This window comes from Sorangium sp. So ce117, assembly GCF_051524395.1.
GTDB lineage: Bacteria > Myxococcota_A > Polyangia > Polyangiales > Polyangiaceae > Sorangium > Sorangium cellulosum_B.
In genome coordinates this window covers 2,400,739-2,422,053 of record NZ_CP150309.1, presented here as the reverse complement: position 1 = coordinate 2,422,053, position 21,315 = coordinate 2,400,739, and the positions used below count along the sequence as shown (strand labels likewise).

The following is a 21,315-nucleotide window of genomic DNA, read 5'->3' as shown; positions in this document are numbered from 1 at the left end:
CCTCAACCAGGAGTCGGCGCAGGGGCGGATTCCCGGACGGCGCGGCGAATCCTGGACCACAACCGCTGAGCGCTCCGCGCTTGCCTTGGGTTCCGCAGGGCATCCCTGATGGCCCTGATGGAGACCGCGGGAGGCGGCGCCTCGCTGCTCAGCGCGGCGTCGAGGTAGCGGCCCAGGAACTCCGTCAAGGCGACGGCGGTGACCGCATTGGAGAAGAGACCGGCGACCGGGACGAGGCCGAGCGTGAAGTTGGCGAAGAGCCTTACGCCCGCTCCACCCCAGATGATCTTGCTCACCTGCAGCCACGGAGCCCTGCGGAGCGGCACGCCCCGGCGCCGGGTCAGCGACACGGAGAAGGAGTAATGAATGGGAACCACGATCAACTCATCTGCGCCGGGAATGGGCTGAGTGACGAAGCTGATCACTGCAGCGATGGCAGAATACTTGTTGGTCATCCGGCGGATCGTCGGTTCCATGGGTCGTATATACGGCCTGGAGCCTGCCGCCGGGAGGCCGAGACAAGCATGTTGACGAGGGCGCTGCCCGCGCAGCCGAGGGCGGATCACGCTCGGCCTGGACGAAGCATGGGAATCTCCGCGCTCGTCGGTGTCCTTGGGGGGCCTGGAGATCTTTGCAGGACAGAGAGAGGGAGATCTCCAAAGCACGTTGGAGCGCCCCGACATGGGAAAGACCATTTCCCGCGCTCCGCGGCCCTCGCGAGGCGCCGGCGCTACGGATCGAGCCCTTCCCTGCACGCGACCCGGAGCTCACCAAGCGCGGCGACGAGCGCGCCGCGCTCGCCCTGCCACGCCGGCGACGGGTCCTCGGCGTCACGCCGGCGGATGTGCTCGCGGGCCTCGTCCCAGAGCGGGCGCGGCGGCACGAGCGGCGGCACCCGCGTGCGCACGTCGTCCACCAGGCGCAGCACGCGCTCGACGCGGGACAGCGCCTCGCCGAGCGGCACCTCGCCCGCCTTGCAGCGCCGGAGCAGGCCGCACTCGTAGCTGCTGCACACGGAGAAGCGCATCTCGTAGACGGTGCACTTCCGGTCGAGGTGGCAGGGGCACGGCAGGCTGAAGGCGTCGTGGTACCGATTGCAAGCGAGCGGCAGGCGCAGCTTCTCGGCCCGCGGGAGCTCGTGCTCCTCGAGCGGCGCGACGTCGAAGAGCAGCCCCGTGCAGCAGAGGCCACACGCGGTGCAGAGGTCCGAGCCGTCCGGCCGCGCCTCGGGGGCTTCGTTCGCTGGGGGAGCGCTCACCCGCGTCGATTGGCACGCGCGTGGCCGCGCGTCGAGGCGCGAAGCGGGCGGGCGGGCGGCACGCGCGTGTCTGACGAGCGCGTGTCTGGCGAGCGTGTGTCTGGCGAGCGCGTGTCTGACGCACGCTCAGTGCGCGGCGTCGTCGAGCACGATCTCGCGCAGGTGGTCGAGCCCGACGGACCCGGAGCCGATCACCCTGGCGTGAAACGCCTTCAGATCGAAGGCCTCGCCGTGGCGGCGCCGCAGCGTGTCGCGCAGCTCCAGGACGACGCGCTCGCCGACCTTGTAGGAGATCGCCTGCCCCGGCCAGCCCAGATAGCGCGTCGCCTCGCTGTGCGCGTGTTCCAGCGGGAGGAAGGCCCGGCGGTGGAGGTACTCGACGGCGATCTCGTAGCGCCAGGGCTCGCCGGCGTGGAGCGGCGCGTCCCGGGGGATCGGCAGCTCCAGGTGCATGCCGATGTCGAGGACGACGCGGTAGGCGCGCGTCAGCTTGCCCGCGAGCATCCCGAGCACGTAATCGGGGCGCTCGAAATAACCGAGCTCGTACATGAGCTGCTCGGCGTAGAGGGCCCACCCCTCGGCGTGGCCGGAGTTCGTCACCAGGAAGCGGTGGAGCCGGCTCAGCCGGTCATCGAGGTGCACCTGGAGCGCGCACTGCAGGTGATGGCCAGGAAAGCCCTCGTGGTACGCCGTGGTGATCTCCTCGTAGAGCGGGAACGCCTGCTTCGTGCCGGGCGCATACCAGACGGTGCCGGGCCGCTTGAAGCCGTCGCTCGGGGGCACGTAGTAGGCGCCGAGCGCGCCGCCCGGCGGAGCGAGCTTCACCTCGATGTGACGGATGGGCGCCGGGATGTCGAAATGGACGCCGTCGAGATCGGCGAGCGCCTTTCGCTGGCGCTCGGACATCATGCGGAGGAACTCGTCGGCGCCCTGCGCGCACCGGGCGGGGTCGGTCATGAGCAGATCGATCACCTCGGACAGCGACGCGCCGGGGAGGATCTCGCCGGCGAGGCGCGCCATCTGGCCCTCGATGGCGTGCACCTCGGACCACCCCCAGGCGTAGGTCTCGATCGGGTCGATGCTCGCGCCGAGGAAGCGGCGCGCGAGGCGCAGGTAGCGCTCCTCTCCCACGGCGTCCGCGGCGCGCGCGCTCGGCAGGTACTTCTGCTCCAGGTAGCCGGCGAGCGCGCCGAACGCGGCGCGCGCCCGCTCGACGCCGTCGGCGACGCGCGCGCGGCCGGCGCTCGTGCCGCCCCCCGACGCCTCGTGAGCGGCCGGCAGCGTGAGGAAGAACGACGCGTCGCCCGCCTGGTAGCGCGCCTGCTCGATCACGGCGAACACCTGGCGACGCGCGACGAGCTGGCCCGTCCGGCGCCCCTCCTCGAGCGAAGCGCGGTAGCTGTCGCACGCGCGCGGCAGCCCCTCCAGGCGCGACGCGATGGCCTCCCAGCCGGCGGCGCTGTGGACATCCATGAGGTCGAAGACCATCCGGAGGTGCTGGAACGCCGACTCGATGTTGTTGAGATCGCGCAGGTGCTCGCCGTGACGGAAATCGTCGAGCCGCTCATCCAGGTGATCCGCCATGACACGGCGTGCGAGGCGACCCCACCGCGCCTCCGCCCCGGGGCGCGGCGGCGGCAGCGAGCGGAGCCGCTCCTGGAAGGACGCGACCGTGGAGGCCCAGGACGCGGCGCCGCTCGGGCTCCAGTCGTTCCAGGCGCCTTCGTCGCAGGGGATGCCCGCGAGGGTGGCATGGGCGGGACAGCGGGCAGCGAAGGCTTCGACGAACTCGTCGCTGAGGGCGAAGATAGGATCACGCGCGTCGTGGTCTTGGCTCACCGCGACAGCATATGCGGCCACGACCCGATTTTCTCCGGGCGCGCGAGACGATCCGTCGGGTCTTCGTTACGCTTGCTGGAGGGAGGTCGCTCACGCGGCGGCCTCGGGGAGCGACATGAACCACCGCAGCCTGCCAGGCGAGCTCCATGACGACGACCGGCCCTCCTGCGCCGCTCCTCCATCGCGCCCCCGTCCCCCGCAGCGGCGCGCCTGGCCGCGCGTCTCGGCGCTCGTCGCCGCGGCGGCGATCGCGGCGCTCGGCTGCACCGCGAGCTCGGCGAGCCAGCCGGCGACCTCCGCGTCACAGCCCGCGGCGATGACGCCAGCGCAGATCGCGGCGCGCGCCATGCCGGCGGTCGTCACGATCCGCGGCGATGGCTCGCTCGGGGCGGGCTTCCTCGTCCGCGAGGACGGCTGGATCGCGACGAATTTCCACGTCGTCGCCGGGATGCCGGACCTCAAGGTCGTCCTCTCGGATCAGAGCGAGCACCCGGTGCTCGAGGTGCTCGCGTTCGACGAGGCTCGAGATCTGGCGATCGTCCGGATCCACGCGCCTCGGAGGCTCCCGCTGCTCTCCCTCGGCAACAGCGGCGCGGTCCGCCCGGGCGATCCGGTCGTCGCGATCGGCCATCCGCTCGGCCTCGCGGACACCGTGTCGAACGGCCTCGTGAGCGCGGTCCGCGTCGTGGATCCGGAGCTGACGCTGCTGCAGATCTCCGCGCCGATCGCGCCAGGCTCCTCGGGCGGCCCGCTGTTCAACGATCACGGCGAGGTGATCGGCGTCGCCGCGGCGGTCTCGACGCAGGGGCAGAACCTCAACTTCGGCGTGCCCGCCGACTACCTCAAGCGGCTGCTCGTGCGCCCCGATCCCGTCCCGCTCTCGACGTTCGCCGCCGAGACGGCCGACGAAGAGCAAGGGCTGCCGGCGGTCAAGCGAGCGGTGCCTCACCATGCGCTCGCGATCCTCCGCGGCTGCACCGAGGGTGACCTGCTCGTGCTGGCGCGCACGATGGACGGCGCGATCCAGGTCGGCTCGCCCCTCTACAACCAGGGGGATTTCGCGTCGTGTTATCACGTCTACGCGGGCGCCTCGCTCGACATGGAGCGCCGGCTCGGCCCCGCGTGCAGGGGCCCGAAGAACGCGCTCGTCGAGGGACGCCGCAAGGCGGCTGGCCTCGACGACGAGGCCGCCCAGGCCTGGGCGATGCGCGACGCGTTCGACGGGCTGCTCGAGGTGATCCTGCGCAAGGTCCACGGCGAAGCGCAGTGAGCGCCTCGCCGCGGTAGCGAAGGGGGCCGGGCGCGGCGCGCCGCGGCCCCGGAGCGCGGTCTGGGTGCCGCTAGTCGAGCTGCGCCGACGCCGGCCGGCCCGCGTCGTGCGCGACGGCGGCGCGCGCCGCGGCGCCGCGGTGCCCCGCCGCGGCGACCCCATCCCCCGCCGGAGCGACGCCGCCCTCCCCCGCCCCGCGCGGATCGCCCTGGTCGTCGTTGCCCCGCATGAAGGGCAGGATCCGCTTGAGCCACGAGGAGACGTCGTCGAACAGCGAGTAGGCGACCGGGGTCGCGAGCAGCGTCAGGAGGAGCGCCAGCGTCTGCCCGCCGATGATCACGAAGCCGGTCGCGCGGTTCGTGCCAGAGCCCGCGCCGCTCGAGACGACGAGCGGGATCATGCCGGCGACGAACGCGAGCGTGGTCATCAGGATCGGCCGGAGCCTGTCGCGGTTCGCCTCAAGGATGGCCTGCGCCCGCGGCAAGCCGTGCTCGCGCAGCTTGATCGTGTGATCGATCTGGAGGATCGAGTTCTTCTTCACGACGCCGAACAGCACGACGATGCCGAGCAGCGAGAAGATGTTGAGCGACTGCCGGAAGATGATGACCGCGATGAACGCGAACGGCACCGTCAGCGGCAACGACAGGAGGATCGTGATCGGGTGCAGCCACGACTCGAACTGCGCCGCGAGCACGAGGTACATGAAGACCAGCGACAGGAGGAGGGCGACGAGGAAGCTCTTCATCATCTTGATGAGCTCCTTCGACGCGCCGACCGGGCCCGCGGAGTAGCCGGACGCGAGGTTCATCTCCGCGGCGGCCTTGTCGAGCTCCTGGATGACCGTCTGCTGCGAGTAGCCCGCCTCGAGGTTGGCGGTCAGCATGACCTGCCGCTGCCGGTTGTACCGCTCGATGCGCGACGGGCCTGTCCCCTCGGCGAACGAGACCACGTTGTCGAGCGTCACGGCGCCGAGCTTGGTCGACGGCACCGTGATCTTCGCGAGGCCTTCCTTGTCGGAGCGGAAGCTCGACAGCGCGCGCGCGCGCACCTCGTACTGCTCCCCGCCTTCGTTGTAGGTCGACACCTTGTACCCGCCGACCAGGAGCCGCAGGGTGCTGGCCACGTCGCCGACCTGAACGCCGAGATCGGCGGCCTTCTTGCGGTCGATGACCACGCGGATCTCCGGCTTGCCCACGAGCAGCGAGGTGTCCGGATCGACGACGCCCGGGATCGCCTTGAGCTTTTGCAGCAGCGCGTCGGAGTAGACGCCGATCTTCTGGAGGTCGGGGCCCTGCACCTGATAGGCGATCTGGGTGCTCTGACCGCCGGAGAAGGCGGGCACGACGCCGATGTTCGCCCGGAGCTTCTCCGCGTCGAACTGCGGCGTGAGCTCGCGGCGAGCGCGATCGATGAGGTCCTGCTGCGACAGCGCGCGCTGATCCGCCGGCTTGAGCTTCACGTAGATGGTGGCGAGGTTCGGCGTCTTCTGCGGATCGTCGCCGATCGTCGTCAGCGTGTAGAGCACGCCGGGGAGCTTCTCGATGTCCGACGCGATCCGCGTGGCGATGACGCGCGTCCCGTCGAGGCTCACGCCCTCGGGCGCGCGCATGCTGACCTGGAACTGCGACTCGTCCTCGACCGGGAGGAAGTTGAACTTGGCCATGCCCCCCAGCACCGGGATCGAGAACAGCGCCAGGAGCGAGGCGAGCACGATCACCCAGCGGTGCGCCATCGACCAGCGGAGGATCGCCATGTAGCCGCGCTCGATGGGCCCGTAGAAGCGCGACTCCTTGGAGCTGCTGGCGTCGTGCTTCTCCGGCTTCTTCAGCCATCGCGCGGACAGCATGGGCGTCAGCGTGAAGCTCACGATCAGCGAGACCAGGATCGAGAACGCCATGGTGAGGCCGAACGAGTTCAGGAAGCGGCCGACGATGCCGCTCATGAACGCGACCGGGAGGAACACGGCGATCAGCGAGAGCGTCGTCGCGAGCACCGCGGGGCCGATCTCCTTCGTGCCCTGGAGCGCCGCCTCCCACGGGCTCGCGCCCTTCTCCTCGATCCAGCGGTAGCAGTTCTCGAGGACGACGATCGCGTCGTCGATCACGATGCCGACCGCCAGCGTCAGCGCGAGGAGCGTGATCCCGTTGAGCGTGAAGCCCGCCACCTTCATCAGGGCGAACGTGGAGATGATGCTCGTCGGGATGGCGATCGCCGAGATGAGCGTGCTGCGGGCGTTCGCGAGGAAGAGCGCGACGATGATCGCGGCGAGCACCGCGCCGAGCACGAGGTGCTCCTTGACGGCGTGGACCGAGTTCTTGATGAACTCCGACTGATCGCGGGCGACGGCGATGCTGTACCCCTCGGGGAGGCGCTTCTCCACCTCGCTGATCCGCGCCTTCAGCCCGTCGATGACCTCGACGGTGTTCGTCCCGCTCTGCTTGCGGATGCTGAGGAGCACGGCAGGATCGAGGCCGCGGAAGCCGGCGGATTCCGGCTCCGCCATGCCGTCCTGGACCTCCGCGACGTCGCCGAGCCGAACGGAGTAGCCGTCGCGGTTCGCGAGCACGATGTCCGCCATCTGCTGGACCGACTGCACCCGGCCGCGCGTCCGCAGGGTGAGCGCCCTGCCCCCTTGCTCGATCCGGCCGGCCGGGATCTCGACGTTCTGGCTCGCCAGCGCCTGGGCCACCACGCCGCCGGTCAGGGCGTACTTCTCGAGCTTCTCCGGATCGATCCAGATGTTGATCTGCCGGCTCCGGCCGCCGATGAGCAGCACCTGTCCGACACCGGCGAGCGACTCCAGCTCGCGCCGGAGCGTCTTGTCGGCGAACTCGGTCACCGAGCGGACGTCCGCCTTCGGAGACGAGACGGCGAGCGTGAGGATCGGCGCGGCGTCCGGATCGAGCTTGCCGACCACCGGCGGTTCGATCCCTTCCGGCAGATCAGCGAGGATGCCTTCGACCTTGTCGCGCACCTCCTGCGCGGCGACGTCGACGTCCTTCTCGAGCTGGAAGGAGATCATGACCTGGCTGAGCCCCTCGACCGAGGCCGAGCGCAGCTCGTCGATGCCGCTGATCGTGTTGACCGCCGACTCGATCTTGTCGGAGAGCTCCGTCTCGACCTCCTCGGGCGCGGCGCCGGGGAGGACGGTCGTCACGACGATGAACGGGAACTCGACCTTGGGGAACCGGTCCACGCCGAGGCCGAAGTAGGAGAACGCCCCGAGCACCGTCAGGAGCAGGACGATCACCGAGGCGAAAACCGGCCTACGGATGCAGATTGCCGCGAGCCATTGCATGGTCGCTACCTTTCTTCAGTAATGAGGCGCGCGGTGCGCTCGGCTCACTGCGCCGCCGCGACCTCGATGCCGTCCGCCAGCTCGCTCACCTTGTCGATCGCGACCTCATCCCCCTCGGCGAGCGGACCGACGACCTCGACGAAGCCTTCGATCTTGCGGCCGGGCTTGACGAGCCGCTCCGTCACGCGATCGCCCGACTTCACGAACACGCGCGCGCTCGTCCCGGAGGTGCCGACCGCCGACTCGGGGACGAGGATCGCCGTTCTTGACTCGCCGGTCAGCGTCAGCTGCCCCTGCGCGAAGAGGCCGGGGCGGAGCTTGCCCTCGCTGTTGTCGAACTCGGCCTCCACGGGCAGGGTGCGCGACGAGGCCTTCAGGCTCGCGCCGATCCGCTTCACGACGCCCGGGAACAGGCGATCGGGGAAGGAGGCGACCGAGACGCTGACCGGCTTGCCCACCTCGATGTGCGCGATGTCCGCCTCGGGGACGTCGATCCGCAGCCGCAGCGGGTTGTCGCGGACCACGACCGCCACGACGCGGCCCGGGCTGGCGTACTCGCCGACGCTGATCCGCTTCTCGGCGATCGCGCCGTCGAAGGGCGCCCGCACCGTCGTGTCGGACACCGCCTTGGAGGCGAGCCCCGCCTGCGCCTGCGCGGACGTGAGCGCCGCGACGGTCGCGCGGATGCCATTGACCGCGGCCTCGTACTGCGCGGTCGCGTTCTGGGCCTGCGTGCGCGCCGAGTCCCAGGTCGACTGGGGGACGGCGCCCTGGTCGTAGAGCTGCTTCACGCGATCGGCCTCGGACTTCGCGAGCTCCATGCTCTGCTTCGCGGCCCGGACCTCCGGCACCTGGTCGGGATCGATGCCCTTCGGCGACGCGCCGTCCTGCAGCGCGAGCTTGGCCCGCGCCTGCGCGACGGCCGCGGACGCGGCCTGCGACTGGAGGGCGACGTTGCGCGCGTCGAGCACGACGAGCGGATCGCCCTTCTTGACCCGGGAGCCCACGTCGACCGCGACGCTCACGACCAAGCCGCCGACCTGCGTCGCCGCCTCGCTCGTCTCGTCGGCGACCAGGGTGCCGCTGATGTCCAGCGTCTGCGCGAGCGGGCGCGCGGTCACCTTCCCGAAGTGCACCGCGGGCTTCTGGCGTGGCGCAGCGGTGTCGCGCGCCGGCGACGGCTGCGCGTCCGCCTCGGGGCGGCGACAACCGGTCAACGTGGGCACCGCGAGCGCAGCGAGCAGCGCCGCGACGACGGCGGCGCGGGAGTGATTCGATGAGGCGCTACGAGCGCCGAGAGCCCATCGAGCGAAACGGCGCTCGGGTCCGCAAGGAGGATGTGTCATGGGGAGTCCGCCCGGTTCTTTGCCAGCGCCTGCCGGTGCGGTCCAGGAGCAAAGCTGGCGGGCATCACACTAGGGTGCTGACCGGCCGGTCATCAAGGGGGTGTTCCGGACAAGGTCTCCGTCCCTCTCGCACTTCATGCCGCCATGACCGCGAAAAACGTGCTGGGAGATGGGCGCCGGGTCGCGCGGCCGGCGGCCGGCGATGAAACGGGCGGGTGAATCGCGGGTCACCCTCCCGAAAAGAGGCGCCGAGGGCACCGCCGCGGGGCGCACACGCCCTCCCACAGAGTCGACCGCCGTGGCGAGGACGGTCGGCGATCATGCGAAGTACCTTCGCAGCATATTTTAACACAACTTAATCCTTCTTTACTGGAAAGAGATCTGCCCCTGGAGCGCGGGAGATCCGGAGGCGAGGCGCGGAGGAACGCCGGCTCAACGCCACGGGTCGAAGGCGCCTCGGAGCGCAGGGCCCGAGAGCTCGGCGAGGAAAGGGTCGAGCGCGCACAGCGCGTCGAGCCACGCCACGTCGGAGGGCGAGGCCGTGGGCTGCTGGGCCAGGGACGCGAGGCGGCGGGCGCGGGTCGCGTGGGCGTGGGCGCGCGCCTCGGCATAGGAAGCCATCTCCCCGGCCGACATCATGAAGGCCCAGTCGCTCGATTGAAGGAGGAGGAGCTCGCGGATCGCCTGGTCCAGCGCGCGGCCGGGCAGGCCGCCCGCGTGGCGGCAACGCGAGAGCGCGCCCAGCACGGCGCGCTCGGCGTGGTGCGCGTGGCGCCACAGGGAGGACGCGCTCGGGCCCGTCCAGAAGACGCCGAACCCGCCTTCGCCCCACGTCGAGGCGGCAGGCTCCACGACCTCGACGGGCGGATGGCGCTCCAGGTACGCGCCGAGCGCGATCGGAACGGCGCGATCCGAGGCCGCGAGGCGGCGCAGGGCGTGCTCGAGGAACTCGGGCCCTTCGAGCCACCAGTGGCCGAAGAGCTCGGCGTCGTAGGGGGCCACCAGGATCGGCGGGGCGTTCACGCCGCGGATCGACGCGAGCGCGGCCTCGCGGCGGGCCACGAAGTCCGCGGCGTGCGCGCGCGCCTGCGCGGAGGCGCGGGCCGGGTCGTACGGCGCCTTGTCGGGGCCGGACCCGGTCACGCGATGGAGCTTGAGGCCGGTCATGAGCCGCGTGCCGTCGGGACCGACCTCCCCTTCGAGCTCGCGCTCGGGCAGGTCGAGCCCGACGTCGCGGTAGAACTCGCGGTAAACCGGGTGACCCGGATAGCCGGCGTCGCGCGACCAGACCTCGCGCGCGCTGTCGCGATCGCGCCCGAAGCACGCGAGGCCGGCAGGCGAGAGCACCGGGACGGACGCCCCCGCGGACGCAGGCGGCGCGGCGAGCGTCAGCGCGTGGGCGTCGAGCACGGTGAAGCGGACGCCCGCCGCCGCGAGATCGGCGTCGAGGCCGGGCGCGTAAGCGCACTCGGGCAGCCAGAGGCCACGAGGCTCGGGCGCGCCGGTGAAGGCCGCGAAGGCGCGGCGGCCGAGCCGCAGCTGCGCCCGGATCGACGCCGGCGTGGCGAGCAGCCCGGGCAGGTACGCGTGCGTCGCGGCCGTGGTGAGGAGCTCGACGCGGCCCGCCCCGGCGTGGCGCACCAGGGCGCCCGGGACATCGCCGCCCAGCGCCTCCCAGGAGCTCGCCGCGTCCGCGAGCCGCGCGCGGTAGAACGCGGCGGCCTCGGCGAAGCCGCTCCCGGCGAAGCGGGCCTCGACCCGGGCCGCCAGCGCGGTGAGCCGGCGGAGGTGGTCCTCGAACCGGCGAAGGAGCAGCTCGTCGCGCAGCATCGCGAGGAGCGACGGCGAGACGGAGAGGGTCAGCGGGGCGACGACGCGGTCGGCGGCGAGGCGATCGAGGACCCCGAGCAAGGGGAGATAACACTCCCAGAGCGCCTCGAAGAACCAGCGCTCCTCCAGGGAGCGGACGTGCTCGGGGTGACGCACGTACGGCAGGTGAGCGTGGAGGACGAGGGCGACGTAGCCCGGCATGGAGCGCTGGGCGGCGGGAAACCGCCGGCGGGCTGTCGTCTCGCACGGTCGCGCCCGCGCGGGAAGCGCACCGGTCATGGGCGGCGCGCGAGGCGCGGGCCCGGGCTCCGCCTGGACGCGCCGGCGCGCCGAGCGCTGGCGATCCCATCGCCAGGTGACCGTTCATCCCGGCGTGGTACGGAGAGCCCTTATCAATTCCACACCAGAAATGTTCTGGACGTGGCAGCCTTCCAATCGAGTTACACGCCTCAACCCTTCTTGAGCTCCGCCCCGAGGTCCGCCCCGAGGCGCTCGGCTTCGTGCGTGTTTCCGGGCCACGACAGGCGCCTTTCCGCCCTTCGCAACCGGGAGCCGTCGGGCTCGGCGAGGAGCGCCCGAAGCCACATCGCGTCGCCGTCCCGCACTGCATAGGCGGCCACCGGCGTCCGGCAACTGCCTTCCACCGCGGCCATCACGGCTCGCTCGGCAGAGACGCAGATCGTGGTCTCGGCGTCCGCGAGCCTCCCGAGGACGTCACGCACGCTGTCGTCCGCCGTGCGGCACTCGATGCCGAGCGCGCCCTGTCCGATGGCGGGCAACGACACCTCGGGCGACAGCACCTCCGTGGCGCGGCCTTCGAGGCCGAGCCGCTTCAGGCCGGCGAGCGCCAGCACCACGGCGTCGAACGCGCCGTCGAACACCTTGCGGAGCCGGGTGTCGACGTTGCCACGGACCGGCTCGATCACGAGATCCGGGCGCGCCTCGCGCAGCGCGACCGCCCGGCGGAGGCTCGAGGTCCCGACCCGGGCGCCCGCCGGAAGCTCCGCGAGCAAAGCGCCGCTCCGGGTGACGAGCGCGTCGCGAGGGTCCTCCCGCGCGGGGATGCAGGCGAGGCACAGCGCCGGGGCGATCTCGGCGGGGACGTCCTTGATCGAGTGGACAGCGAAGTCGGCGCGCCGGTCGAGGAGCGCCTCTTCGAGCTCCTTGATGAACAGCCCTTTGCCGCCGATGTCCTGGAGCGAGCGATCCTGCGTCTTGTCGCCCGAGGTCACCACCTCGAGCTCGCGCAGGGAGAGATCGGGCACCGCCGCTTCGAGGGAACGAGCGAAGGCGCGGGACTGGGCGAGGGCGAGCGCCGAGCGGCGCGTGGCGAGGGTGAGCTCCGTGGGCATCACGCTCCCTTTAGCCCAGCTGCGCTCACGCCCGCGGCTGGATTCGCGACGGCCATGACGCCCGCCTCGGCGGGGCGCCCGCTGGGCTGCCGCGCGTACACCCCTTTGTCCTCTGAAGCCTGGGGGCGTGGATCGGCGTGCCGGGGCGAGCCGCCGCCTCGAGCGCCGGAGGCGGGCGGCGCTGCCCCGCGCGAGGACCGAGGCGTGGGAGGCCCGTCCACCGCGCCGCGCAGCTCCCCCTCGGCGAGCGCCGAGGCGGCGGCGGTTTCGGGCGGCGCGCCGTCGATGTCGAACAGCTCCCGGAGCGAGTCGACGTGCTCGGCGACCCGTGGATCGCTGGCCATCGCGCGGAGCCGGGTGGTGGGCACGTGGAGCAGCTTGTTCGTGGCGGCGTCGATCATCACCGCGAGGGCCTGGCGCTCGGCCACGCCGAGGTGCCGGAGCTTGCCAGAGAGGCTGCGCTCGACCTCGGCCGCGAGGATGGATCGCGTGCGGGCCCGCAAGCCGACGATCGTGGGCGTCAGAGCGCGCTCGAGCGTCCATGCCTCGAAGGCCTGCGCCTCGTCCGCGACGATCGCCTCGGCCCGCGCCGCCTCGGCGGCGCGCCCCTCGACGGACTGCGCCACGATCTGCGAGAGGTCGTCGACATCGTAGAGGTACACGCTGTCGAGCTTGTTGACGGCGGGGTCGATGTCACGCGGGACCGCGATGTCGATGAGAAACAGGCTCCTGCCCTTCCTGGCCTTGCGGGCTCGGCGGACGAGGTCGGGCGTGACCACGTAATTGGGGCTCGAGGTCGACGAGATCACGATGTCGGCGTCGATGACGGAGCGCTCGAGGTCGGCCCAGGGGCGAGGCTCGCCGCCGACCTCGCGGGCGAGCGCGGCGGCGCGGTCCGGGCTCCGGTTGACCACGATGAGGCGGGCGCCGGCGCGGACGAGGAGCTTCGAGGCGGCCTCGGCCATGTCACCGGCGCCGATGAGCAGCGCGGTGTGACCGGCGAGATCCGCGAAGATCTGGCGGGCGAGATCGATGGCGACGCTGGAGACCGAGACCTGCCCGGCGCCTATCGCCGTCTCCGTGCGCACGCGCTTGCCGACCTTGATGGCGCGGTGGGCCGCGCGGCCGAGCCTCGCGCCGAGGGTCTTCGCCCCGCGGGCCACCTCGATGGCCTCTTTCATCTGTCCGAGGATCTGCGGCTCGCCGACGACCATCGAGTCGAGCGACGCGGCGACGCGGAAGAGGTGGAGGACGGCATCGCTCCCGACGCGGCCCGCGAGGTGGCCCCGGACGGCGTCTCCGCCGAGGCCGACGAGGGTCGCGACGGCGGCGCGCAGCGCCTCGTTGTCGCGCGAGAGCTCCTCGTCGGACGGCGGCGGAGCGCTCCCGGGGCGGGGCGGCGCGGGCGCCTGCTGCCGGGGTGAGGCGTAGATCTCGACGCGGTTGCAGGTGGAGAGGACGAGCGCCTCGCCGATGGCAGGGTGGGACGTGAGGCGCGCGAGCACCTCGGGCAGCCGATCCCGCCCGATCGCGAGCCGCTCGCGCACCTCGATGGGCGCGGTCTTGTGGGAGAGCCCGACGAAGATCACCTGCGCTAGCCTCCGAGCCCCGAGGCGGGACGGATGAGGTAGATGACGAGCACCGCCCCGGCGCAGGCGAGCCCCGCGATGGTGCCATACGCCGCGCGGCGGCCGCGCCAGCCAGCGGCGGCGCGCAAGAGCAGCACGAGCGCGATGAGGAGCCATGTGGCGTAGCCGAAGATGGCGCGCATCACCTCCTCGGCGTTGCCCATCTCGAGCTGGTGCGCCCAGTACGTCCCCGTGACGATGCCGAGCGTCAGCAAGGGGAAGCCGGCGCTCAGGAAGCGATGGATGGCGCGGTCGAGCGTGTCGAGCGCCGGGAGGTTGCCCATGCGCTCCAGATGCCGCTTCCGCTTGAGCCGCTTCTCCTGGACGAGGTAGAGCGCCGCAGAGGCGCCGGCGAGCAGAAAGAGGGCGATCCCGAGCAGGTTCGCCATGACATGCGCCGCGATGAACAGCGGGCTGAGCTTCGGCTCGGGGTGCGGCTTTCCGAGGAAGAACGTGCCGAGCAGGAAGGCGAGCCCGAGCGGCCCGATGAGGAGCCCGAGCGCGTCGATGCGAAAGCGATGGCGGGCGACGAGGTAAACGGCGATCGCGAGGAGGGACGCGACCGAGAGCATGAAATGAACGGAGTGCACAGGGCAGACCCGCGCGACGAAGCTGGCGAGCGTGACGTAGGTCGCGTGCCCGAGGGCGCCAAGGCCGAGCAGCAGGGGCGCGTGCCGCGAGGCGGACGCGGCGACCGCAGCGCTCGGCCGAGCGCCGGGGTCGTGGACGCGCGCCCCCGCGCCGAAGAGGCCCGCGAGGTCGCCCGTGGAGGGGAGCCGAGCGCGGCTGCGGGCGACGTCGAGGAAGAAGAGCGCGCTCGCAGCGCTGTAGAACAGCAGGGCGAGCGCGAAGCTGATCCCGGAGATGACCTCGGGCATGGCCCCGTTATAGCCTGCCTCACCGGGGATGGCCCGCCGGCCGCAGAGGCGGGAGCGTACTCTCGTAGGCCGAGGCCTGACAGCGCGGATGCGCCGGAAGAGGCGGGCCCGAGAGACCGTATCGGCAGCGCCTCGACACCGCGGGTGTGGCGCGCGGAAGCGACCGGGCGCGGCGCGGCTACATCTTGCTGGTGAGGAACGCGGCCAGGAGCTCCTCGTCGCTCGTCGGGCTGCTGCTGGTCGCGGTCCCCGCCGGGGCGGCCTTGCGGTGCTCGGCGAACGTGCCCACCGGGGCGCCGATGAACCCCGGGATCACGTCGTAGGCGTTGTCGCCGATGATCATGGACCCCTCGAGGATCTCCGCCCCGAGCTCCCGCAGGAACGCCCGCGTCTTGACCCTGCCGAGGACCTCGTGGATGTCCGCCGAGCCCGTCACCTCGCGGAGCACGCGGATCGCCTCGATGATCTTGTAGCGGCGGCCCTCGGTCTTGATCAGAAGCTCGTCGTTGTTCAGATCGACGCGGTCGCTCGCGATCCAGTCGTCGAGCGCGGCCTGCGGAAAGAACACGCGGTTCTTCATCGCACGCAGTCTACTCAAAAATGAGCCGGAGCGGTTGGGTCGCGATGCCGGCCACCAGGGGTGAGCCCGAGCCGACGGGCATCAGGCCGCAGGCGCTTCAGGCCGCAGGCGCTTCAGGCCGCAGGCGCTTCAGGCCGCAGGCGCTTCAGGCCGCAGGGGGTACGGTGGGCGGAGGCACCGAGTCCCGACGCAGGCCGCGGAGCCGCGCGGGCAGGTGCCAGAGCGACTCGAAGATCCCGAGCAGCACGTAGAAACCCAGCAACCACACGAGCACGAACGCGGGCTGAAGCTGCGTCGAGATCACCGCGCTCGACCCGACAGCGAACGCCACGAAGAGCACCGTCCGGACGTTGAGCCGGAGATCCTTGAAAGAGCGGAACCGGATGGTCGAGACCATCAGCAGCGACAGGATCGTCGTGGTGACGAGGATCGCCGACGCGTAGCGCTCGCCGCCGATCTCGCCCGCGGCCGCGTGGTTCGCGACCACGATCGAGACGAGGATGCCCGCCGCGCCCGGGATCGGGAGGCCGACGATGTACTTCGAAGGCTTCGTGGGCTTGCCCGCCTCCCCCATGGAGAGGACGTTGAAGCGCGCCAGCCGGACCGCGCCGCAGGCCGTGAAGATGAACGACACGAGCAGCCCCGCGAGATCGAAGCGGTGCAGCGTCCACTGATACACGAGCATCGACGGCGCCACGCCGAACGAGACGATATCGGCCAGCGAGTCGATCTGCAGGCCGAAGGCGCTCTGGGTCTTCGTCATCCGCGCGACACGCCCGTCGAGGGTGTCGAAGAACATCGCGAAGACGATCAGCAGCGCGGCGCGGTAGAAATCATCCTCCGACTGCGCGGTCGCGGAGCGCCGGATCGAGTCGAAGCCACAGAAGATCGATGAGAGGGTGATCAGGTTCGGAAGCAGGAACAGCGTCTTCCTGAGCTCGAACCGCCGTCGCTTCCGGATCATGCCGCCTCCCGTTTAGGCAGGCCAGGCTATCGCCGCAGGGACCGCGAACGCAAGCGCCGAAGCGCACACGCGAGTCGCTAGAAGGTTACCGCGAGCCAGGATCCGGGATCGTTTCATCTCACCGTCAGCTTCGTTTCATTCGTCGTTTTTGCTTTTCCGCCGTCGTTCAACGCGCGGGCTGCGCCATGCCCGGCTCGCTCCATACCGCCTCCGGGACCTCCGCGCCGGGATCGAAGCGGCACACCATCGGGCGGAGCTCGACGGCCGGGCCGCTCGATCCGCCCACAGCGACCGCCGAGGCCGCCGCGGGCCGGAACAACCACGCCTGGGCGAGATCGCCCGGGATGATCGCAGAGCGGGGCGCCCGCCCGATCGCTCGCGCCTCCCAGCCCGCAACACACGGCGCGGCAGGCGTACCGTGGAGCACCGTGGTGGCGGTCAGGAGCACGGTGAACTCGGGCGGGCTGGAGGGACCAGCGGCGTCCACGACGAGCACGGGGTGGCGTGTGCCCGGGAACAAGGCCGTGCTCCCGAGGAAGAGCGGCGCCTCCTGGCGCGCGGTCGCCGCGCGTTCGGCGGCAGAGCACGGGCGCGGCGCGTCTCCGAGGTCGAACGGCGTCGGCAGCGGCAGCGCGGGGCCGAGCGTGCCATCCCCGCGGAACGGCTGGAAGATCGACCACGCCGCCGCGTGCCCGGGGTGGGCGACCAGCGTCGCCACGCCGATCGACCGTCCAGCGTAGGTCCAGTCGGTGTGCACGATCCGATCGCGGTCCGCCGGCGGAGCGACCGAGACGGCATCGATCGCCCACGCGGCGCCCGGGCCCGGCGCGGCGGACGCGCCGGCGGGAGGCGCCGGGCGGTGGGCGAGCAGCATCCCGACCATCGGGCCGTTCGACGCCTGCCGGACCATCCCCACGCCGACGGGCTGGCCGTCCGCCAGGACCGCGTCGGCGCGCACGTCGAGGCTGCCGTGAAGGCCCGACGCGGGCCAGGACGGGAAATCGAAGCGCTGGAGCTTCCCCGGCGGTTCGTAGAAGAACGTGAGCGCCGACTGAGCGCTGCCGGAGTGCGGCCTGATGAAGAGCCCGCGCAGCGAGACCGACAGGAGCGCGGGATCGAAGAAGTCGTCGGGGGGCGGCGCGCGGCGCGAGGCCGCGTCTCCCGGGCCGGCCTGCGGCCGGGCGCCCGCGCGCGGCTTTCGCGCGGCGTCGGGGACGACCTTCACGTCGCCGAGCTCGAACGGGCCGGCGTCGGGGATCGTGCCGCGGCCCGAGGTGCCATCCATCCAGTTCTCCCAGGCGACCTCGACGTTGCGCATCGGGGCCCCCGGCACCGCCGCGCCGCCCGGGATCCGCAGGCGCGCCACGGCGTAACCCTCCATCTGGGAGGTGACGTTGGTCGCGACCCGCGCTCGCCCCAGCCCCGCCGGTACCGCGGGCAGCAGCGATCGCGTGACGACCCGCGCTTCCCCGGCGCCGGACTCGGGGAGCATCGCGGAGACGACGTCGACGGCGCCGTTCGGGGCGCGCGTGAGCAACGACCACACCGACCGCCCGCGCAAGAGCTCGTCGCCGTCGGGCAGGCCGAGGCCGCTCGAGTCGACATGGTCGACGCGCGTCCACTTCGAGGACGGCAGCGTCTCGCAGATGATGGGCGTGCGCGCGGAAGGCTGCCCGCGCGGGGCCGGATCCGGCGCGCGCGGCAGCGCGCCGTCGGCCTGGCCGCCCCAGCCGACGCGGGTCGCCACGTCGCCGAAGAGGCAGCCGTTGGCGCCGCACGTGATGGTGAGCTGGGCCTCGGAGACCTCGCGCGAGAGCGCCGGCATCTCCGGGAGCTCCGCCCAGCTCACGCCGCCGTCGAGCGACTCCCAGAGCGCCGCGACGTCATCGCCGCTCGGGCGCGCGCGCGACGCGAGCGCGAGCACGCGCCGCCCGAAGCCGGCGAGCGCCGCGCTCTCCGGCGGGGTCGTCGCCGTGAGCACCCGGCCGTCCTCGTCGGCGGTCAGGTACGTGAGCGAGCCGCGCTCCGAGAGCAGCAGGCCGACGGCGCCGTCTTCCGCCGGGCGCAGCGCGCTCTCCTCGACGACCTCGAACCCCTCCGGCGAGGGACCGTCGCCCGGCCCGCCCTCCTCGTCCTCGTCCTCGGCGCCGTCAGCCTGCGGGGCGGGCAGCGCGGCGGTCGCGTCGAGCGGCCGCGGCGCGAAGGTCTCGCCCCCGTCGTGCGAGACGAACAGCGCGAGGCGCTCGTCCTTGCCCCGGAAGCCGAGGAAATACGCGGAGCGCCCGTCCGCCGAGAACGCGGGCAGCACGGCGGGCGCGCCGAGCGTGGGGGCCGCCGCGAGGGCGACCGCGGCGCGATCCTCGTCGTGGGCGCCGTCGTGGGACAGGAGGAGCGGCGCGGTCGGCTTGCAGCTGTCCGCGCCGTCGCTCGGCTTGCAGAGGCCGGTCAGGAGCGCCGCGCCATCGGGCGCCACCGCGACGCCGACCTGGTCGATGTCGGGCGTCTCCAGCGTGGCGGCCGGCGACCACGCGCCGCCGCCATCGTCGCTGCGGAGCACCCGCGCCACGACGCGATCGCCGTCCGGCTCGGCGCACACCGCGACGACGCGCCGGCCGTTCGCGCCGAGCTTGATGCTCCCGCAGTCGCCCGTGCCCGGCATGGCCGCCTCCTTGAGCGGCCCCTCGATGGGGCCGCTCGCGAAGAGCCACGGCGCGCCGGCGTCTTCCGGGCGGACCGCCTCGACGTAGCGATCGCCGCTCATCGCGGCCCGCCCGATCGACACGGCGGAGGCGGACGGGACGCGCGGGGTCGTCACGTCGAGCTCGACGTCGGCCCGCGGGAGCGTCGCCGCGCTGCGGGAGAACGCGGGCGTGCGCCGCGGATCCCAGGTCGCCGACGCGAGGAGCCCCTCGGCGAGGAGCTCGCCCCCGAGGGCGCCGACCCGCGAGAGGCCCATCGTCGGGAGCGGCGCGCGCGACCAGGTGCCCCCGCCGTCCTCGCTGGCGAACAGCGCCTCCGGCAGCGCGAGCACGAGCGCGCGGCCGCCGTCGGCCATGGCGACGCCAAAGGCGCGCGGCGGGGCCCCACCCTGCCCCGCGGCGCCGTCGAGCGGCACCGGCTTCCAGCCGAGCTCCTCGCGCCATCGGAGCACCCCGCCGCCCCGGGTCACCCCGATCAGCGAGCCGCCGGCGCCCGCGACCTGCAGGAGCGGCTCGGGCGGAGAGAGCGCCCGCGTGAGCTGGCCGAGCGGCGAGGAGGCCTCGTAGATCGCGCCGCTCGCGCCGACGAACATCCAGGAGGCCGGCGAGCGCCGCACGATCGCGGTGAGCTCCTCGGGCGCGGGCGAGGCGCTCGTCCTGCCCTGGCCGGCGCAGCGCGCGGCCTGCGCAGCGGGCCCCGCGGCGCTCGGCGGCGGCGTGGACGTCCGTGGATCGGGCGTCACCGTCCATCGCTGCCCTCCCTGGGCGACGACGACGCAGCCGGCGCCGGCGAACGGCGCCCACGCGACCGCGGCGTCGGGCGCCGCCGGATGGTAGCTCCAGCGCGCGGGCGAGGTGTAGGCCGCGCCCGCGGCGTCCGGCGACGGGAGGGTGGCCTCGGCAGGGCGGGGCGGCTGCGCCGGGGCGCCCGAGCAGCCCGCGAGCGCGCACGCCGACGCGAGCGCGATCGGCGCGCGGGTCCGCGACGGCGGCGCGGTCATTCGACCCAGCGGGCGACGAACAGGTTGGTCTCGCCGGGCTTCGCGCCGTACCGGTTCGAGGCGAAGACGACGTGCTCGCCGGTCGGAGAGAACATCGGGAAGCTGTCGAAGCCCTCGTAGAAGGTCACGCGCTCGACGGGCGGCACGCCGTCCGCCGCCGGGGGCGCGTCGGAGTCGACAAGGTAGAGGTCGAAGTTGGGCATGCCCCGGGCGCCCTGCGGGGTGCTGAAATCGGAGGCGAAGAGGATCCTCCGCGAGTCCGGGAGGAAGTAGGGCGCGAAGTTGGCGCGGCCGTTCCTCGTCACCGGGCGCGGGTTCTGCCCGTCGGCGCCCCCGACGAAGATCTCGAGCGCGCTGGGCCGCACGAGCCCCTTGGCGAGCAACGCGCGGTAGTCGTCGAGCGCCGCGCCGGTGGGGCGGCTCGCCCGCCAGACCAGCTTGGTCGCGTCGGGGGAGAAGAAGGCGCCGCCGTCGTAGCCGGGCGTGCTCGTGATGCGCTTGACGTCCGAGCCGTCGAGCTTCGCCGTGTAGAGCTCGATGTCCCCGTCGCGCGTGCTCGTGAACACGAAACGCGAGCCGTCGAACGCGACGGTCGCCTCGGCGTCGTAGCCCTTGCCCTGGATGAGGGGGCGGAGCTCCGAGCCGTCGGCGTTCGCGGTGTAGATGTCGAACTCGTCGAGCGGCCAGACGTACCCCTGCGAGTGGTCGGGCTTCGGGGGGCACGCCTCGCCGGCGGCGTGCGTGGAGGCGAAGAGGACGCGCGCCTGGGCAGAGGCCGCGGGCGCGGGGAAGAGGAAGTAGCCGCAGGTGGTCTTGCCCTGGCCGTTCGAGACCCGGCGGACCTCGCCGCTCTCCAGATCCAGGATGTACTGCTGGTCGCACTTGTTCTCGTCGCGGGTCGACTGGAACACGAGCTTCCTGCCGTCGGGCGACCAGTAGGCCTCGGCGTTCTCGCCGCCGAAGGTGAGCTGCCGGAGCTCGGCGAAGTGCTTCTCGCGCGGATCGGCGGCGACGCTCTTGCCAGCGCGGATGCGGAAGGGAAGCCACTCGGGCTTCGCCGTGGTCGTCGCCTCCGGGATCTGGCCGAGCGGCTCCTTCGGTCGGGGTTCCGAGGAGGCGCAGGCGGCGAGCAGCAGGCAGGCGAGCGGGGCGGGCAGCCTTCGTTTCATGGCGGCGCGACCATAGTACGAAAGCGGCGAGCCGTCGCGGGGACGCACCCGCAGCGGGTCAGCCCGAGGCGAGGCGCGCCGCGAACCGGGCGGCGGCGCAGGTCAGAGGCCGACTCGGCTGCTGCTGCCGGAAAATCACGCGTTGGCGAGCGCTCCTGAGAGGAGCCCGTGGCCGCCCCGCGTGCCACCGGCGAGGCGCACGC

General features: G+C 72.4%; 14 protein-coding genes. 1 reads left to right on the top strand and 13 read right to left on the bottom strand.

Annotated features, from left to right (window positions below):
* Positions 1–2: 2 nt before the first annotated feature.
* The 3 genes from WMF46_RS09030 to WMF46_RS09020 form a co-directional block, all read right to left on the bottom strand.
* On the bottom strand, positions 3–455 hold the full coding sequence (locus tag WMF46_RS09030; RefSeq protein ID WP_437985254.1) for a hypothetical protein: 453 nt from the start codon (positions 453–455) through the stop codon (positions 3–5).
* Positions 456–730: 275 nt separating this feature from the next.
* Entirely contained in the window at positions 731–1,258 is a 528-nt protein-coding gene (locus WMF46_RS09025) for a hypothetical protein (protein ID WP_437985253.1), read from the bottom strand.
* 126 nt (positions 1,259–1,384) lie between these two features.
* The gene (locus tag WMF46_RS09020; protein ID WP_437985252.1) at positions 1,385–3,097 is read right to left on the bottom strand and encodes a DUF885 domain-containing protein; all 1,713 of its coding nucleotides are present in this window, start codon (positions 3,095–3,097) and stop codon (positions 1,385–1,387) included.
* A gap of 115 nt (positions 3,098–3,212) precedes the next feature.
* On the opposite strand from WMF46_RS09020, the gene WMF46_RS09015 reads away from it, so the two are divergent.
* On the top strand, positions 3,213–4,367 hold the full coding sequence (locus tag WMF46_RS09015) for a S1C family serine protease (RefSeq protein WP_437985251.1): 1,155 nt from the start codon (positions 3,213–3,215) through the stop codon (positions 4,365–4,367).
* 70 nt (positions 4,368–4,437) lie between these two features.
* On the opposite strand, the gene WMF46_RS09010 is transcribed toward WMF46_RS09015, so the two are convergent.
* The 10 genes from WMF46_RS09010 to WMF46_RS08965 all read right to left on the bottom strand — a co-directional run bounded on the left by WMF46_RS09010 (position 4,438) and on the right by WMF46_RS08965 (position 21,112).
* Positions 4,438–7,665 (bottom strand): efflux RND transporter permease subunit, encoded by a 3,228-nt coding sequence (locus tag WMF46_RS09010; RefSeq protein ID WP_437985250.1) that lies wholly within the window; start codon positions 7,663–7,665, stop codon positions 4,438–4,440.
* A gap of 44 nt (positions 7,666–7,709) precedes the next feature.
* Positions 7,710–8,891 (bottom strand): efflux RND transporter periplasmic adaptor subunit, encoded by a 1,182-nt coding sequence (locus WMF46_RS09005; protein ID WP_437985249.1) that lies wholly within the window; start codon positions 8,889–8,891, stop codon positions 7,710–7,712.
* Between the two features lie 552 nt (positions 8,892–9,443).
* Complete coding sequence (locus WMF46_RS09000; protein WP_437985248.1) at positions 9,444–11,042, bottom strand: glycoside hydrolase family 57 protein; 1,599 nt, start codon at positions 11,040–11,042, stop codon at positions 9,444–9,446.
* Positions 11,043–11,290: 248 nt separating this feature from the next.
* Positions 11,291–12,196: a hydroxymethylbilane synthase gene (gene hemC, locus WMF46_RS08995; protein ID WP_437985247.1), complete on the bottom strand. Its 906-nt coding sequence runs from the start codon at positions 12,194–12,196 to the stop codon at positions 11,291–11,293.
* Entirely contained in the window at positions 12,193–13,782 is a 1,590-nt protein-coding gene (gene hemA, locus WMF46_RS08990) for a glutamyl-tRNA reductase (RefSeq protein ID WP_437985246.1), read from the bottom strand. The genes hemC and hemA overlap by 4 nt, the downstream gene beginning before the upstream one ends.
* A 5-nt stretch (positions 13,783–13,787) precedes the next feature.
* Positions 13,788–14,699 (bottom strand): cytochrome C assembly family protein, encoded by a 912-nt coding sequence (locus WMF46_RS08985; RefSeq protein WP_437985245.1) that lies wholly within the window; start codon positions 14,697–14,699, stop codon positions 13,788–13,790.
* 178 nt (positions 14,700–14,877) lie between these two features.
* The gene (locus tag WMF46_RS08980; protein WP_012234257.1) at positions 14,878–15,279 is read right to left on the bottom strand and encodes a hypothetical protein; all 402 of its coding nucleotides are present in this window, start codon (positions 15,277–15,279) and stop codon (positions 14,878–14,880) included.
* A gap of 145 nt (positions 15,280–15,424) precedes the next feature.
* A complete protein-coding gene (pssA, locus tag WMF46_RS08975; RefSeq protein ID WP_437551069.1) occupies positions 15,425–16,243 on the bottom strand; it encodes a CDP-diacylglycerol--serine O-phosphatidyltransferase in 819 nt (272 codons plus the stop codon).
* Positions 16,244–16,409: 166 nt separating this feature from the next.
* Entirely contained in the window at positions 16,410–19,943 is a 3,534-nt protein-coding gene (locus tag WMF46_RS08970; RefSeq protein WP_437985244.1) for a hypothetical protein, read from the bottom strand.
* The gene (locus WMF46_RS08965) at positions 19,940–21,112 is read right to left on the bottom strand and encodes a TolB family protein (protein WP_437985243.1); all 1,173 of its coding nucleotides are present in this window, start codon (positions 21,110–21,112) and stop codon (positions 19,940–19,942) included. The genes WMF46_RS08970 and WMF46_RS08965 overlap by 4 nt, the downstream gene beginning before the upstream one ends.
* Positions 21,113–21,315: the final 203 nt, after the last annotated feature.